Annotated in this window: 14 protein-coding genes and 3 pseudogenes; 2 read left to right on the top strand and 15 right to left on the bottom strand. The window is 49.3% G+C overall.

The features are described from left to right. Positions 1 to 41: 41 nt before the first annotated feature. The 3 genes and pseudogenes from ACTWJ7_RS02450 to pyrH form a co-directional block, all read right to left on the bottom strand. The gene (locus ACTWJ7_RS02450; RefSeq protein ID WP_301880593.1) at positions 42 to 893 is read right to left on the bottom strand and encodes an SDR family oxidoreductase; all 852 of its coding nucleotides are present in this window, start codon (positions 891 to 893) and stop codon (positions 42 to 44) included. A 429-nt stretch (positions 894 to 1,322) separates the two neighbouring features. Next, positions 1,323 to 1,898, bottom strand: a complete 576-nt coding sequence (locus ACTWJ7_RS02445) for a TetR/AcrR family transcriptional regulator (RefSeq protein ID WP_301880594.1) — start codon at positions 1,896 to 1,898, stop codon at positions 1,323 to 1,325. 294 nt (positions 1,899 to 2,192) lie between these two features. After that, positions 2,193 to 2,928: pseudogene (gene pyrH, locus ACTWJ7_RS02440) on the bottom strand (UMP kinase). A 393-nt stretch (positions 2,929 to 3,321) separates the two neighbouring features. On the opposite strand from pyrH, the gene ACTWJ7_RS02435 reads away from it, so the two are divergent. After that, positions 3,322 to 3,774, top strand: coding sequence for a HEAT repeat domain-containing protein (locus ACTWJ7_RS02435; protein WP_301880596.1), 453 nt, complete (start codon positions 3,322 to 3,324; stop codon positions 3,772 to 3,774). 225 nt (positions 3,775 to 3,999) lie between these two features. On the opposite strand, the pseudogene ACTWJ7_RS02430 reads toward ACTWJ7_RS02435, so the two are convergent. From ACTWJ7_RS02430 to ACTWJ7_RS02400, 7 genes and pseudogenes are all read right to left on the bottom strand, one after another. Next, positions 4,000 to 4,179 (bottom strand): annotated as a pseudogene (locus ACTWJ7_RS02430) (aldehyde dehydrogenase family protein); the annotation flags it as partial. Beyond that, positions 4,180 to 4,659, bottom strand: coding sequence for a 23S rRNA (pseudouridine(1915)-N(3))-methyltransferase RlmH (rlmH, locus tag ACTWJ7_RS02425; RefSeq protein WP_301880597.1), 480 nt, complete (start codon positions 4,657 to 4,659; stop codon positions 4,180 to 4,182). It abuts the pseudogene before it with no gap. 248 nt (positions 4,660 to 4,907) lie between these two features. Beyond that, the gene (locus ACTWJ7_RS02420; protein WP_443145090.1) at positions 4,908 to 5,765 is read right to left on the bottom strand and encodes an IS3 family transposase; all 858 of its coding nucleotides are present in this window, start codon (positions 5,763 to 5,765) and stop codon (positions 4,908 to 4,910) included. 11 nt (positions 5,766 to 5,776) lie between these two features. Next, entirely contained in the window at positions 5,777 to 6,094 is a 318-nt protein-coding gene (locus ACTWJ7_RS02415; RefSeq protein WP_301249069.1) for a transposase, read from the bottom strand. A gap of 350 nt (positions 6,095 to 6,444) precedes the next feature. Beyond that, the gene (locus tag ACTWJ7_RS02410) at positions 6,445 to 6,612 is read right to left on the bottom strand and encodes a CxxH/CxxC protein (protein WP_017691462.1); all 168 of its coding nucleotides are present in this window, start codon (positions 6,610 to 6,612) and stop codon (positions 6,445 to 6,447) included. 321 nt (positions 6,613 to 6,933) lie between these two features. Continuing rightward, complete coding sequence (locus ACTWJ7_RS02405) at positions 6,934 to 7,455, bottom strand: hypothetical protein (protein ID WP_301880599.1); 522 nt, start codon at positions 7,453 to 7,455, stop codon at positions 6,934 to 6,936. Between the two features lie 302 nt (positions 7,456 to 7,757). Beyond that, on the bottom strand, positions 7,758 to 9,035 hold the full coding sequence (locus ACTWJ7_RS02400) for a S1C family serine protease (protein WP_301880600.1): 1,278 nt from the start codon (positions 9,033 to 9,035) through the stop codon (positions 7,758 to 7,760). Between the two features lie 735 nt (positions 9,036 to 9,770). Here ACTWJ7_RS02400 and ACTWJ7_RS02395 point away from each other — a divergent pair. Further along, on the top strand, positions 9,771 to 9,983 hold the full coding sequence (locus ACTWJ7_RS02395; protein ID WP_079348410.1) for a hypothetical protein: 213 nt from the start codon (positions 9,771 to 9,773) through the stop codon (positions 9,981 to 9,983). Here ACTWJ7_RS02395 and ACTWJ7_RS02390 read toward each other — a convergent pair. From ACTWJ7_RS02390 to yycF, 5 genes and pseudogenes are all read right to left on the bottom strand, one after another. Next, the gene (locus ACTWJ7_RS02390; protein WP_053781977.1) at positions 9,952 to 10,758 is read right to left on the bottom strand and encodes an MBL fold metallo-hydrolase; all 807 of its coding nucleotides are present in this window, start codon (positions 10,756 to 10,758) and stop codon (positions 9,952 to 9,954) included. The two genes, ACTWJ7_RS02395 and ACTWJ7_RS02390, sit on opposite strands and share 32 nt — an antisense overlap. Before the next feature lie 6 nt (positions 10,759 to 10,764). Further along, the gene (gene yycI / locus ACTWJ7_RS02385; protein WP_024629558.1) at positions 10,765 to 11,508 is read right to left on the bottom strand and encodes a two-component system regulatory protein YycI; all 744 of its coding nucleotides are present in this window, start codon (positions 11,506 to 11,508) and stop codon (positions 10,765 to 10,767) included. A gap of 232 nt (positions 11,509 to 11,740) precedes the next feature. Next, entirely contained in the window at positions 11,741 to 13,021 is a 1,281-nt protein-coding gene (locus ACTWJ7_RS02380) for a YycH family regulatory protein (protein ID WP_301880601.1), read from the bottom strand. After that, positions 13,005 to 14,858 carry a cell wall metabolism sensor histidine kinase WalK gene (walK, locus tag ACTWJ7_RS02375; RefSeq protein ID WP_443146331.1) on the bottom strand — a complete coding sequence of 618 codons (1,854 nt, stop codon included), beginning with the start codon at positions 14,856 to 14,858 and terminating at the stop codon, positions 13,005 to 13,007. Before walK ends, ACTWJ7_RS02380 begins: the two co-directional genes overlap by 17 nt. Continuing rightward, a pseudogene (gene yycF / locus ACTWJ7_RS02370) lies at positions 14,855 to 15,576 on the bottom strand (response regulator YycF). The gene walK and the pseudogene yycF overlap by 4 nt, the downstream one beginning before the upstream one ends. Positions 15,577 to 15,642 lie beyond the last annotated feature (66 nt).

Here is a 15,642-nt window from a genome sequence, read left to right as displayed (position 1 = left end):
CATTTTAGCTTTCTGTCCAAGAGGATTCGTGAAACTGCCCGTTACTGCAGTTTCATCTGGCTGCGGAGCATCCGGTCGAGGAGTTTGTCTGGGAGAATACGGACCAGTCGGGTCAGCAGTGCCGAATCGCGACCGACCGTATAGCGGGTGCGTGGCTTTCTTTCGTGGATTGCGCGTGAAACCACTGCTGCCACTTTCTCAGGGCGGATACCGTCCTTTGCCCACGTTTCAGCCTGAGCCTTCACGGCGTCAAAAAGACGATCATGGCGACGGTGCTGATCCGGCGTCATCAACTTGGCCAGCCGCTCCGCTGTCGTAATCCCTTGCTCCGACAGGCCAGTGCTGACACCACCCGGAGTGATCATGATCACCTTGAGGCCAAACGAGGACATCTCCCTCCGAAGACTGTCATTGATTGCTTCCATGGCAAACTTTGCTGCCGAATATATCCCGAAACCAGGCATGGAGACCTTGCCGCCAAGCGAACCAATATTAACTACGCGTCCGCCGCTGTTCAGCAAGGCCGGTGTGAGCGCCTGAATAACCGCGACCTGTCCGATCACGCTGACCTCGATCTGGCGGCGAAATTCATCGAGCGGAACCATCTCAAGAGGTGCATTAACGGCGATGCCGGCATTGTTGACCACTGCCCGCAAAGGGCGACCAAGCTGATCTTGCTCCACCCGTTCGGCCAGCGCCTTTAGTGTGTCGATATTGGTAACATCGACGATCACCGGCTCGATATTTTTGCGTTTGATTTTGTCGGCATCTTCCTGACGACGAACCCCCGCCAAAACGTGAAATCCTTCAGCGGCCAGCTGCTCCGCGGTAGCTCTACCGATGCCGCTGGACGTACCTGTGACGATGACCAGTTCTTGAGTTTTGGATGACATAGTAACCCTCCTAGGTTTGATAAGATATGGATCACGGTATAGCACTGCTATACGAATATTATAGCGCCGCTATACAAAGTTGTCTATAGCGGTGCTATATATTTTTTTTCGAAGTGTTGTCCTGCGGCACGAACATCGTTTTGGCGGGCGTTGCGTGATGCACTCGGCGCTCACGAAGTACCCTGGCGGGAGGGGTTGAGATTTATCGTTGCGTTGAACTTATGGAAATGACGGTCAGCCTCTTCAGCGCCAAGTCTGCCACAGTTCTCCAAATACTTGGCACAAATCCAAAAGAACTAATGCTCGCATCCTCCAAACATAAAAAAGATCGCCATCCTCCTGGAGGTCCAGGTTGGATAGGCGATCTTTCTTTTACGTCTTCTAAATTAGGGCTTTGCCTGAAGTCTCCAGGCTCTGTCATCAAATCCCTCATTTTGAATCGGCTTCCGGCCTTTGGATCAAAATGATCTGCATTACGCTTTCCCGAATGAGATCAACGACGTCGGGTTGGGGTGGGGGTGCCTTACGAATCTGGGCCGTCACATACAGCCAAGAGGCCGTATTGGCGGAAGCCCAGACCAGATCTGCCGCAGTCTGGGCGGACACAGCCAGTTTGCCTTCGGCGGCGACTCCCTGAATATTTTGCACTAGTGCTTGGTACGAATGATCTGCCGCCTCGATATGGGCGCCCTCGAGCAACCGCCCCATCATCGCCGCATAAATCCGAGGACGGGCTGCCGCGAAGCGGACATAGTCATCCCATCCTTGACGAAGAGCCATCTCTGGAATGGTGGACTCCACTGCGGCAATCTTGCTTTCAAATAACTGTTTGAATGCTTCCACTATAGCTGCACTTAGAAGTCCATCGGCATTTCCAAAGTGGTGGTAGAGTGTAGGAGCCGTAACCTGCGCGATCGCAGTTACGGCTCGCGTCGAGAATTTGGCCCCACCCTCCTCTTCGAGTACCTTAAGAGCAGCTGCCAATATTTTGTCATATGTGTTCATACGTCCATTATAGCAGTGCTATATTCATATGTCCATGATGAAGGTTGTACGCCTGTGACATTATCCCTGTAGCCAAAAAAGGTACTGAGCTTTTTTCTTTCAGATTAACTTCCTCATTGTACAGAAGGATGAAGCTACTGTCGTGGATATTTTAAGTTGGGCAGAGCCAAACCTATTAGTGAAATCGCAATAAAATTGTTCGCCCTATTTATGATACGGTTCCCCGTGATGTATCTAAGCACAAAGTACAGTTTGACCACAAGATATACATATCAGTAGTATTTCTAACATATTTCATTCCAACTCTAAAACTGATTCGCCACTAATTATCGTACCGTTATTCTTACCTTCACAAATTTCTTTCATCGAGCCTGGTTTATCGAAGTTAAACACATGCATTGGCAGATTGTAGTCTCTTGCTAAAATGAAAGCTGATTGGTCCATTACCTTTAAGTTGTGTTTTAAAACGTCGTTGTAATGAAGCGAACGAAATTTCCTTGCATCTTTATCAAATTTAGGGTCTGCATTAAGAACACCATCAACACCTTGCTTTGCAACTAATAAAGCGTCACAATTAACCTCGATGGCTCTTTGTACTGAAGGATAGTCTGTTGTAACGTAAGGTTGACCGTTCCCCCTGCAAAAATTACAATATAGCCTTTTTCTAGATGGTGGATTGCTCTTAGACGGATGTATGGTTCTGCAACTGAAGTAATAGGTATTGCCGTCATTACTCGTACTTCCTTTTTGGTCTTGGCTTTAAGAACTCCACGAAGCATTAAACTATTTACTACAGTCGCAAGCGTCCCAATGTTATCAGCTTCTGCCCTTTCTATCCCCAGCTTTCCGCCATATTACCTCTGAAAATGTTACCCCCACCTATAACTAACGATACTTCAACGCCTAAGTTTACTACTGACATAATTTCATCCGCAATATGGTCTAACCTTTCTGGCTCAAAACCAAATTCAGAGTTTCCTGCTACTGCTCCACCACTTAGCTTAACGAGAACCCTTTTGTACCTTGACAATTATTACACCCCCATAAAATAAAAACACTAAAGCAATAAATGCTTTAGTGTCCTAATGGAATGGAAATATGAAATTACGCAAGTCGACTGAATGTAAGTCTTTCGTTTCCACCTCATACTCCCATTACTTCATGTTTTTTCCATAAAGTAATTTTACATTACGTGAAGGTAAATTGCAATTACCGTAACCTACAGCTTATTATTGATGAAAAAGAAGCCACCCTTGTGATTAACATACAAAAACAAGCGGCCTAACATGAATTGGTCAATGTGATTTTTAAGCTAACCAATCGGCTTTAATGAAGTAGTTTAGCCAGGTTCGTGCTATAATGGTGTTTACCTGATTAACATTCATCATTCTGCCGAGATGGCGATGATTAAGGAGATTGAACTTTGACGAACAACCATGATATTGGAGCAGTTAACGAACTACCGGAAAACTTTGAAGAGCTCAAACGAGCGGCTAATCGGTCGGCAAGCTGGAGAGAAAGACTGCATGCGGTGAACGAATTGGGGAACTGGGATACAGCCCCTACCATTAAGTTGCTGCAGCATGTTTTGACAAGTGATCAAGTGTTCCAGGTGCGCGAAGCCGCATATCGCAAGCTCAAGCAGTTGGATGAAGATGTACAAATGCCTGCCAAAAACAAAGGTGAGCTGTTTAAAGGTCTTAACAAAATTTTGCTACGGATTAAAAAAAGCCTTCCTGAAGGTCACACATTTGAGCAATTTAAGGAAAAACTGCAAAAGACACGTCTGGATATTTATGATACTTACGAGGGCGACAAAGATGCTGAGTTCGACTCCTGGCTCCATGGAATTTGGGAGACACTAGGTAGAAGATAGCCGCCGTTCACCGTATAATAGCTGAGTAGAAAGCCACTCCAAAAAAATGGAGTGGCTTCTTTATTTCTTCAGGGTCACCTCCATCAGATATGAGTTATTTTTATCTGACAAAAAACGCCCTGTCTACTGATTCTTAAAGATCAGTAAACAAAGCGTAAAGTTAGAGCCTACATTCAATTTCACATGTACATTCCCTGTACGATGCGAAGTTGTGTGCTATAAGATTTATTCTGGTATATAAGGAAGATCCAGTGTCTTCGGAACGTTGATGACATGCTTTTCTGTATAAGTGCGGATACCTTCCGCGCCATATTCACGGCCAATACCAGATTGCTTGAAGCCACCGAAAGGGAACCGAACATCGAGACCCTGCAAAGCAGCTGTATTGATCATTGTCGTTCCAGCTTACTTATGATAAGGTTCATTCCTATTTATCTTCACTGCGCGATAAATCTGCTCCACCAGCACCAGCCGCATGAGCTGATGCGGCAGGGTCATGCGCCCGAAGCTCAAGCGCTGCTTCGCGCGGCGCAGCACCTCATCGGAGAGCCCATGGCTTCCTCCGATGACAAATACGACATGGCTCGTCCCATAGGTACCGAGCTTGTCGATTTCCACAGCCAGCTCCTCGGAACTCCAGAGCTGGCCATCCAACGCGAGCGCGACCACATGCGCCTCGCTCTTCACATGCGCGAAAATGCGTTCGCCCTCGCGCTCCTTCACCGCCCGCACCTCGGCTTCGCTCAGAGTGTCGGGCGCCTTTTCGTCTGCGACCTCGATCATCTGAAACTTGATGTACGGGGCGAGGCGCTTGGCATATTCCTGAATGCCCAGCGTCAAATACTTTTCCTTCAGTTTGCCTACGCCAATAATCTGAATCAACATGAAGATCCATTCCTCCTAATCGTCCTACGAGATCATCTATAAGTAAGATGCTTCAACGCATCGTTTGTTTCAATAATTAAAGCTAACGAACCTCACACACCTTATTCAGCCCTACTCCGGCTACTTTAAAATCTAAAGAATCTGAGACGCGCTATTGCAGGCATAACGAGGTCTCCTTACCTCTCTCGAGGTTATTTCAGTAAAATAGCGTGCCTATTGGACCTCTGTCAAGAAAGTAGACACTTACGCTACGGAATTTCCGGTGAATTGCTGTGCAAAACGGGCAGGGGAAAGGTACCCAGTGCGCCATGCATTCGTTTGCGGTTGTAGTAAAACTCAATGTATTGGTAGATAGCCATGTAGGCCTCTTCCGGTGTTTTAAAGCGCGGATTACAGTAAATGAGTTCCTTCTTCAAAATACTGTGCCAAGACTCGATACAGGCGTTATCGTAACAGTTTCCCCGGCGGCTCATGCTGGATTCCATACCGTAGGCACTTAATTGCTCGACGTACTCTTTGGAGGTGTATTGGGAGCCGCGATCCGAGTGATGGAGCAAACCCTTACCAGGTCGTTTGGCAGTGTAAGCAGCCTTCAAAGCATCCAGCACCAAGCTAGTTTCCATATGGTTCGACAAACGCCAACCAACAATTTCACGCGTGCACAAATCCAGGACACTGGCGAGATACAAGCGTCCTCCTCGGCACGGGATGTATGTGATGTCTGTAACCCAGACGGTGTTCGGTTTGAGCGTTTTAAACTGTTGATTCAGCGTGTTGGGTGCGACCGGATGGTTATGCTTGGAGTCCGTGGTCTGGACACGATATATGCGGCTAACGACGGAACGGAGCTTCATTTGGCGCATGTACACACTCACTGTACGTTCGGTGATCTTAAACCCCTCCAGATGAAGTAACCGTGTAATTTTGGGGCTACCATATCGCTTGTTGTGGTCGGAAAAATGGTACTGAATTCGCTTCATGATCTGGGATTTCCGAAGCTCCTGCATGCTTGTTTCGTTCTTCCGCCATTTGTAGTACCCGCTCCGTGAGACCTGCAGGGTTTCGCACATCTTCTCCAAGTGGAACTCGGAGCGATGATTCTCCACGAACTGGAATCTCAGTTCTTTGGTTTGCTGAAGATGTGCACCGCTTTTTTTACAATAGCTAGTTCCTCTTCCGTATCGGCAAGTCGATGTTCTTTCTCTTGGAGCATGCGACGCATCTCTTTCAGCTCTGCTTCGAGTTCCTTAACTCGGTCCATACTGGCAGCCGGTTCGTTTTTGAGCTCACGATATTGGCTCATCCATTGATGTAACGTACTTTTCGGGATGTTAAGCTCTTCTGCCAGATCACTGAGTGTCTTCGTCTGTTCTTGAATAAACTTGACCGTTTGTTTTTTGAATTCTTCATTGTATCGTTGCCGTTGTTCTCCCATGTGGACACACCTCCGTTAGTCTTATTATCCTTCTGTCCGTTAATGGGTGTCCACTTTTTATTCTAGCTCCATATGATTCGTTAGATCTCAACTAGGCAGAATTCTCCCCAATTAAGAAGCCTCAGGTTCGTTAGAGTTACTCCTGCTATCTACGCCTACCGTTCGCAATTCGGTCCCAGCACCGACGCCACGCCCCGTCCACTTTCACTAATCACACAATCTCCTACAAACGCAAAAAGAGCGCTCATCACGCTCTCCTTTGCTTCTTGCTGTGATGTTCATACCGGATGGAAAGCCCGCCAGAAGCGCCGATCCAATCGCGCCTCCGGCCGTCCAATTCCTACAGTACGCTAAACGACGAGAAATTCCGCGTGCTGTTCGCACTCGGCGCACTTCGCAGGCGGGTCCCAATCGGCAAATTCCGTCTCCTTCAGATCAACGATATCTGGAGCGTCCTCATACTCATCAACAAACATGTCGATGGCGATGTCCACGTGTTCTTTGCATACAACGTACATCCGTTCAAGCATCCTTTCTGTATCCAGCTATGCTCCCGATTCACAACCGCTTATCCATACAGGATAGCCACTTCTCTGTTCTATCACACCTGCCGCGGAAAAGAAACCCCTAGCTCCCATTTATCGTGTCCAACTTCAACCAATCCTCTCATTTCAGCAAAATCCAACCCAAAAAAGCGTCACTTCTCGACACCCCGTGGGGATCCCAAAGTAACACTTCACTAATTTCCGAGCCTACCTATTCCGTTCATTTGCATCTATTCAGATTACTGCACATACGAAATCCACCTAATTCGAATTCATCCTCAACGGATATCAATCTTACTCTAGTCCCGACTGAGCCTTCGTTAACAGCTTGCCTCCCTGGATGGCGATGACTGCATTGGCTCCCGTGCTTCCGGTGCCCTTATAGTTATAGACCACCATATTTTCTGCTTCGCTCAATGCCTCACCTTCTCCGCCAAGGATCTCGATAACTTCCTCAACCGACATGCCAACCTCAAGCTTTTCATACTGGGCAAATGTAATCAGCACCCCATCGCCCTTCCCGGCCGATCCGTTGCTTCCTGGGGAAGCAGGCGCTTTGCCACCAGCCTCATTTACCGCAATCACGATAGTATTCAGTTCCTCCAACTTATTCTCAAGTTCGGCGATCTTCTTGTTCTGCTCACTATTCTTCTCACTCTGGTCCGCAAGCTTCTTCTCCAGACCTGTAATCTTCTCCTGTAAACCATTAACATCAACAGACCCTGATGGGGGCACTTCGGAAGTACATGCAGACAAAACAAAAAGTGCAGATACTAGACCTGTTCCCCCCAGCATGGTTTTCGTCAAACGTTTCATTAAAATAACCCCTTCCACTCCGGATTGAGAAAGCAGATCGACAAACAGATGTTACTCGCATAACCCCACATCACCAACACATTCCCAACAGTGTATCATAACCGGATTCCTCTATAACAGAGACTTTGGCTCTGGTCCTAGCCTGTCATTGCGAAACGACAAAACTTCCCATTTAACCCCATGAATTTAGCTTATAATCAACTCATGAATCGGTGCAATAAAAAGAGCTGACCAACGGAGTTGATCGACTCTCTTTTATTATCCTATTTCTGTATGTGCCAAGCACATCAAAGCCATTCTCTTTATTCCGGTTTATCCGTCAGCTTCACCGACACCTTCTCGGCGTTGCCATCCCGGTAAAAGGTGATCTCTATTGTATCGCCGATCTTCTTCTTATCGTACAGATATTTCCGCAGATCAAGCGTAGAGGTAATTTTTTGCCCATCAAATTCCGTAATGACGTCATTCAGTTTCATGCCCGCATCAGATGCCGGACCGGACGCTTCCAAAACAACCACACCACTATCTACGTGGGATGGAAGCTTCAGATCCTTGCGCTGCTCATCATCCAGTGGGGCATACGGATTGCTGAGATCGACGGTATACACGCCCAGATATGGACGTGACACTTTGCCGTTCAACAGCAGGGAATCGACCGTTTTCATCACTTCGTTCATCGGAATCGCAAAGCCGAGGCCTTCAACGCCTGTATCCGAGATCTTCATCGTGTTGATGCCGACCAATTTACCGTTCAGATCGGCCAGCGCACCGCCGCTGTTGCCTTCGTTAATCGCCGCATCCGTCTGAATTACGTTTTGTTCCCAGTCGTACACACCATCCTGATTAATGGATACCGGAAGGATCCGATCTGTATAACTGACAATACCTGACGTCAACGTACCGCCCAGGCCGAGCGGATTTCCGATCGCAAGTACCGTTTGACCCCGTTGAAGTTTGCTGGAATCACCAAGCTCTGCGGCGGGACCGATGCCCTTTTCATCTTGTACGGACAATACGGCTATGTCACTCACCCGGTCTTTACCCACCAGCTTCGCCTTGTGCGTTTCCCCGTCCACCGTCACAATCTCCAGATCACTCGCTCCTTCCACGACGTGATGGTTGGTCATGATGTAGGCTTTGCCATCTTCCTTCTTGAAAATGACCCCTGATCCCAGTGCGGAGTCTTCCATCGACAGACTGCTGCCCGTTTTATGGTTCACGATGCTCACCACGGAAGGTCGAACCTTCGCCGCTGCCTGAATAATCCGATCGTACGGATCTGCAGCCTGCGCTGTCTGTGTACCCCCTCCGCCGTTCCCTGCAGCGTTCGCCAGAGGTAACGCTGAGGGCTGCATGATGAAGCTGAACAGCGTAACGGTCACGATGGAGCTAACTACCGAACTGATCACGGCTACCTTGACCGTGGAACTAAAGCCCGAGCGAGACTTGCGTGGATTCTGCCAGCGGTCACGTCCCCTGCCCCTGCCACCAGGGCGAATGATCTGAAGTTTGCCTTTCTGTTCAGGTTCGGCGCGTCTTGATACTTTGGTTGAATAAAAATCGTCTCCAAACAATCCCATCGTGATCCTCTCCCCTTCGTTGTCACGCATCAAGACCCTGACTGCCGCCTAATCGTTGTCGCATGGCCAACGACTGTGTCCTTACGTTACCCCACTCCGGCCACAGCCGAGCTTCCGATCGCTGTTATCCCCGGATTTCCTCGATCCCTTTCCATAGGATGAAATCCGGGGATAAAGGCGAACGCTTCGCTTCTCCAGCTTCGTTCTGTGTCCTCCGTTACGCGTGTATCGTAAATACCAACTCATTCTTCCATGCGTTCCTGCATAAAAAATCGTTTTGCATATCGCTGCCATCCCTGCTAACTCGAAATGAAGCGTCTATGTACAACAGAACGAACATCTCATCCTGTCTGTGACTCTATCAGAAATGCTCTCGCATTCTACGACATGCTTTTTTTGCGCGCAAATCAGCCTTTTTTTATAAAGCTCCCTATATACTAAACACGTCAAATCCCAAAAAGTTGCATAATTACGAAGATTAACGGAAATTTCCGCTATAACGCGCTTAACAATAAAGGTCCCTAGTATCTATCACCACAAAATCCGGTTCGCTAAGCGCAATTTTGCCTATTTCCGTGAACTTTTTCATCTTCTCCAGCAAAATGCGGCCCCTGGTTCAGCATACACGTCCCTTACGTGTAATTATAGCGGCAAAAAGAGGAATGTTTTCCACTCAGCCTGACTACAATAATAGTAAAAAACAATTCGAAGCTTCATAGAAGGAGGATTCACACTATGGATCGCACGCGTACACTCACAGCCATGGATGAAGTTCATATGGCGGCCAAGCTGGCCGATCTCAAGGAAGAACACTACCGCAACACCCTTGCACTAAGCACGATTATTGAACTGCTCATCGACAAAGGCATTCTGACTCGTGAGGAAGTGGAGCGCAAAGCCACCGAACTCGACAGCTTTATGGCTCACCCACCCTATCCCATGGCGTAGGCCGGTCGTAATACGTATCACAGAGCTTGAACTCATGATCCCGATAAAAGCATCCACGGCTCTCCATCGCATCACGCACGGTCATTTTCGCCAAATCCATCATATTATGATCCCGACTCAAATGTGCCAGATACGTGCGCTTGATGCGTCCGTTCATCAATTCACTCAGTGCAGCTCCCGCCGCTTCGTTCGACAAATGGCCGATGTCGCTCAGAATGCGGCGCTTGGTGTTCCATGGATACCGCCCCATACGCAGTAATTCGACATCATGATTCGCCTCCAGCACAAGAACATCCGAATCCGAGATTGCATCGCGAACCTTGTCACTCATATACCCGAGATCCGTCGCAACGGACAGCTTCTCACTGCCATCATCGAACGTGTACCCTACCGGTTCCGCCGCATCATGGGAGATGCCGAAGGATTCCACGCGCAGGGAGCCAAAATCATGCTTTTCACCCGTCTCAAACACCCTCCGGTTTTCTTCTGGAATCGCCCCAACGGACTTCTCCAGTGCCGCCCACGTACTCGTATTTGCATAGATTGGTAAATTATATTTCCGAGACATCGCGCCTAGTCCTTTAATGTGATCGGAATGTTCATGTGTAACCAGAATCCCGTCCAGCTCCGTTCCCGAAATCTCCCGTTCCAGGAACAAGGCCTCCAGCCGCTTCGCACTGAGACCCGCATCAATCATGAGGGACGTGCCCCCATGCTGTATAACCGTGGCATTCCCTGTCGAACCGCTGGATAACACGGTAAAATAAATCCCCATAACGCATTACTCCCCTGGTTTGTCTGTCTTGGGACTGAATACATCCCCGCTGATGCCCTGCACATACAACACTTCGCCACTTTCCAGCACGAACCGCCATGCCGGCATCGCTACCTGCATATCTGAATTGAACAACTGGCCGTAATAGCCCAGCTGAATATCTTTGACAATCGCATCATTCGGCAAAAAGTTCTCGATCAGCGTACCCAGCGCCTTCGACGCCGGAAGCACCTGCTGATCGCTCTCCTCCGCTGTCGTAATCCGCACCGGAGTCTGACGGTAACCCGTAATTTTCTGGTCGCTGTAGAATAGCTCCAGACTGACATTGAAGAGCGGCCATTTGCCATCCACCAACGGATGAAGCACAAATGCCCCATCCTCCGCCATCAGCTGATCCCATCGATACGTACCGATCTGGGGTATCTCGTCCTGCAGTGCATCCTCCAGCTCGCTTTGCGAGAAGATCAGCTTGCTGTCCACAGGTTTTTCCAGTCCAACCTCAATACCTGCCTTGTTATCTTCGATAAACTCATACGACAGCTTCGGCAGCTTCGGTGTTTCATTTGGAATAGGAGCCAATACCTGAATGCCCTTCTCTTCCATCGCCTGCTGTGTATTATCTGCCAGCGAGGTGAAGTCCAGATTGGCTCCGGCCGTCTCCCGCGCATCCATCCAGATCTGGTATCCCAGCACCAGATTGAGCAGCAGGAAGGCATAGATCAATACATTTTTCGCCCGTCCCCAATCCAAAACATTCACCTCCTCCATTTGATAAAAACGACTATTATCACACTTTTCACTCCGCAGTCAGAACAACCTTCCGATCGCTGTTATCCCCAGATTTCTTGATTCCCTTTTCCTAAGGGAGAAATCCGGTGATAAAGGCGAGCGCTTCGCTTCTTCAGGTTTTTTCTGCCCCCTCCGTTAACGTGTGATCTTAAACCTCGCCCGAATATCAAATGACTTCATATCCTATAACCCATCAAGAAACGGTGGTTTCCTCCCCGTTTCCGAAACGGATTACCCATACCGGGATCAGCTTCAGCCCGTCCTCAATGCTGGATGGACGATACGCTGGATACACGTCTACAACCTTACGGTTGGCACCCGCCACCTTCTGGATGAGAGCCTTCAGCTTGTCCCCACCGGGCAGCTTGACCGATTTCTTCGTCTCCGCACCTTCGTTCAGATATTCGAGCGAACGTTCATAGCTGGATACCGTCTCCTGCTGCATTTCCATGCTGATCGTGCCGAACCGGAACTGCATCGAGTCCATAATCGGGAAACTGCTGTAATATTGCTGGAATTGGAGCTTTGTCTTCGTATCGGTCGTATCCAGCATCATGCGTGATCGACCTTTCCAGCCGCCATGCTGATTGACAAAATCAACCGCGGACAACGCATCCTTCGCTGCATCAATCTGTCCCGCAGGCGGTGCCGCCGGGTCGGTGTAGCTAATCCAGCGTTGTTCCTGTTTGACTTGCAGACTGCGTTTGCTATCCGTATAGATCTCCGAACCGTCTTTTTCCCGAATGTTTCGGGTCATGCTTGGATCAAAGAACAGGCTGCGCTGCATCTGCTCGATAGTGAATTGGCCTGTAGGCACGTCGGCCTCAATGGTTTCCAGTGCCTCCGCCGGGATATAATATCCACCATCCATCAGCGTATAAGGTGTCCAGTTGCTGCCGAAGTCGACGTGCTGCTGTACGTCCTGTACCGTCAAATCCGCCTGCGTCGCCTCGTAGACCACATCACCTTTGGCGCTAAAGAACAGTGCGTGAGCCTTCGTCTCATTTTTTGCTGTATATATTGAGATCCGGTTAATCGTTTCCCCTTGGAAGAGAGAGTCTGTCCCGAGCCGCATCACGCGCTGTAATAACGCTACAGGGATGCCTTCCTTGAACGACAGCTCAAAGCCAGGATTCTCCTTGCGAATCTGATCCCAGTTGATGGACTGTACGCTACGACGCTGGAAATCATCAAACGTACGACCCTGCAACCGTGAGTAAATCAATTGGTAGAACGTATTGCCCGGATAAAACACCGTATGTTTGTCCTCTCCCAGATGAATAACCATCTGATCAGGAAAAATTAACTCTTCAATATTGCGCTCCTGACCCATATTCTCGGTCTTCACATAGTTCGTCTCTGACGTCACAATCGAATCGCCCCCACCGGGCAAACGATAGATCAGGAAGTAACTTTGTACCAAGCTGGCAACGACGAGGGAAGCAAGCACCAGAGATTTAATCCGCTCTTTCAAGGTGCTCACCCCCTTCCTCGCGCATGGGCAGTGTGAACGTTACCGTCGTCCCCACGTCCACCTCGGACTCCAGTGAGATATGACCATCATGAGCCTTCACAATTTCCCGGGCAATGGACAAACCAAGCCCTGTACCGCCCATGCTGCGTGAACGTGCCTTGTCTACCCGATAAAACCGTTCAAAAATGCGATCCAGATCCCGCTGTGGAATCCCCATCCCCGTATCGGTCACCGATATAGCGAGAGTATGATCATCATTGCGTCTGGCTGCAATGGTAATCGTGCCACCTTCGAGCGTGTATTTCAGCGCGTTGGACACGACATTATCAAGTACCTGATCAATTTGGTCCCGATCCAGCGGAACCGCAGGAATCCCGTTCTCCACAGAAAGCACAGGTTGAATATCCTTCTGATGCATCTGGAATGAAAAACGGTCTGACACTTCTTCCAACATCTCCATGATGTCCGTTGGCTGTTTACGCAGCAAAGCTTCCTTGGAATCCAGACGTGACAAGTGCAGCAGATCCGTAACCAATCGAATCATGCGCTCCGTCTCATTCTGAATGACCCCAACGAATCGTGCAGCGAGCTGCGGATCTTCCAGAGCGCCATCATCCAGCGCTTCTGCATAGCTTTTAATGGTAGTCAGCGGTGTACGCAGCTCATGGGAGACATTCGCCACGAATTCACGCCGCGATGCTTCCAGTTCTTCCTGCTCCGTAACGTCCTGAAGCACAGCAATTGTACCCGTAATGCCCAGCTCACGGCGATGAACCGGTGTAAACGTCATACGGATGACAACGGGATCTTCCTGTCCAGCAGGCGCAATTTGGAGAAGCGTCGAACCTGTAAAGCCACTGGCTAACGCTTCAGCATCTTCCGGATCAATGCCGAGCAGTACGGCAAAGTGTCGCCCCTCAATGTCCGCCGGACGCATGCCCAGAATGCTGCTGGCACGCCGGTTCACCAGAATGACTTTGCCATATTCATCCGTTGCGACCACGCCATCACTCATATTCGTCAGAATGGACGTCAGCTTCTCCTTCTCCTCTTCGTTCTGGGAGAGTGCATCCCGGAGCCTGCTGGTCATATAGTTGAACGCCCGACTGAGCTGTCCAATCTCATCCGTTCCGAATACAGGAGTCTGCTGATCAAAGTTGCCTTCCGCGACCGCCGTTGCCCTTCGGGTGACTTCCTTGATCGGCTGCGTAATCGTATGTGACAGAATGACACCGAGCACTGCGGTTAAAACCAAGGCAATCAAAATACCGGAGATAAAAATCTTGTTAATGCCCTCCATTGTGGCATATAACTCATTCATCGAGGCGGCGATGTACACCGCGCCGATAATCTTGCCGCCGGATAACACTGGCTTGGCAACGACCTTTTTGCGAACATTATCCTCGTCTACGATATATTCCTCATTGTCCCGAATGCCTTGCAGCGCACGGCTGACAACGGTCTGGGTATTTTTGCGCCCAACATAGTCCGAATGGGAACTTAGCGAAGTGGTCAGCACTTTGCCGCTGGCATCCAGCACCTGAATCTCGGCCCCGTTAATGTTGAACAGATTGTTTACCAACACACGCAAATTTTCCGTTTTGTCCTCGCCAGCCTCGGCTTCTCCACCAGCCATCGTCTCACCCACAAGCACAGACAGCATCTCAGCCCGCGCCTGCAAATCCTCCGTGAAGTTGCTGGTCAGCGAGTTCTTCATCGCACTGACAAAATAAACGCCGATCAATTGCATCGCAATCAGAATCAGCAGTACATAGATAATAATCAGTTTCGCCTGAATCGTTCGAAAGAACGAAAATCGCGAGAATCGCCCCGTTATATCCCCACGCTTTTGGGACTGCGCACGAGATAACCCAGCCCGCGGCGAGTCAGAATCGTTTCCGGTTTGCTCGGGTTCTCCTCAATCTTCTCACGCAGACGACGAATCGTAACATCCACGGTACGTACATCCCGAAATATTCATATCCCCATACAGCCTGCAGCAGATGTTCACGGGTCATGACCTTACCCGAATGCTTCGCCATGTAATAGAGAAGCTCATACTCAGCGGTGGGTCAGATCCAGCGGTTCTCCACCTTTGTAAGCTGTATACATATCCATATCGAATGCCAGATCAAATAAACGCATGACCTGCTTCTCCTCGTCTTCCGGCGCCTCAGCCGTGATGGCAAGCTTCTGCCGTCTGCGCATCTGTGCTTTTACCCGTGCGAGCAGCTCGCGTGTACTGAAAGGTTTTGTTACGTAATCATCCGCACCCAGCTCCAGACCGAGCACCTTGTCAATCTCGCCATCCTTGGCGGTCAGCATAATGATCGGCATCTCCAGATGGGCACGCACCTCGCGGCACACATCCATACCGTCCTTACCTGGCAGCATCAGATCCAGCAGCATCAGATCCGGCTTCTCGGATAACGCCAGTTCAACCGCACGAATGCCATCAAAAGCGCAGATGACCTCGTACCCCTCTTTTCCAAATTAAATTTCAGAATGTCCGCAATGGGCTGCTCATCGTCCACCACCAAAATCTTCCCCTGCATCGGCTGTCTTCACCCCTATATCCTGCTTGATCCGCGTGAGCGGTCTATCTCTCTTATATTTAGCTT

This window comes from Paenibacillus sp. 1A_MP2 (assembly GCF_052244825.1).
Lineage (GTDB): Bacteria > Bacillota > Bacilli > Paenibacillales > Paenibacillaceae > Paenibacillus > Paenibacillus vandeheii.
Note: the sequence above shows the minus strand (reverse complement) of the source record. Positions and strands in the feature narration are given on the sequence as shown.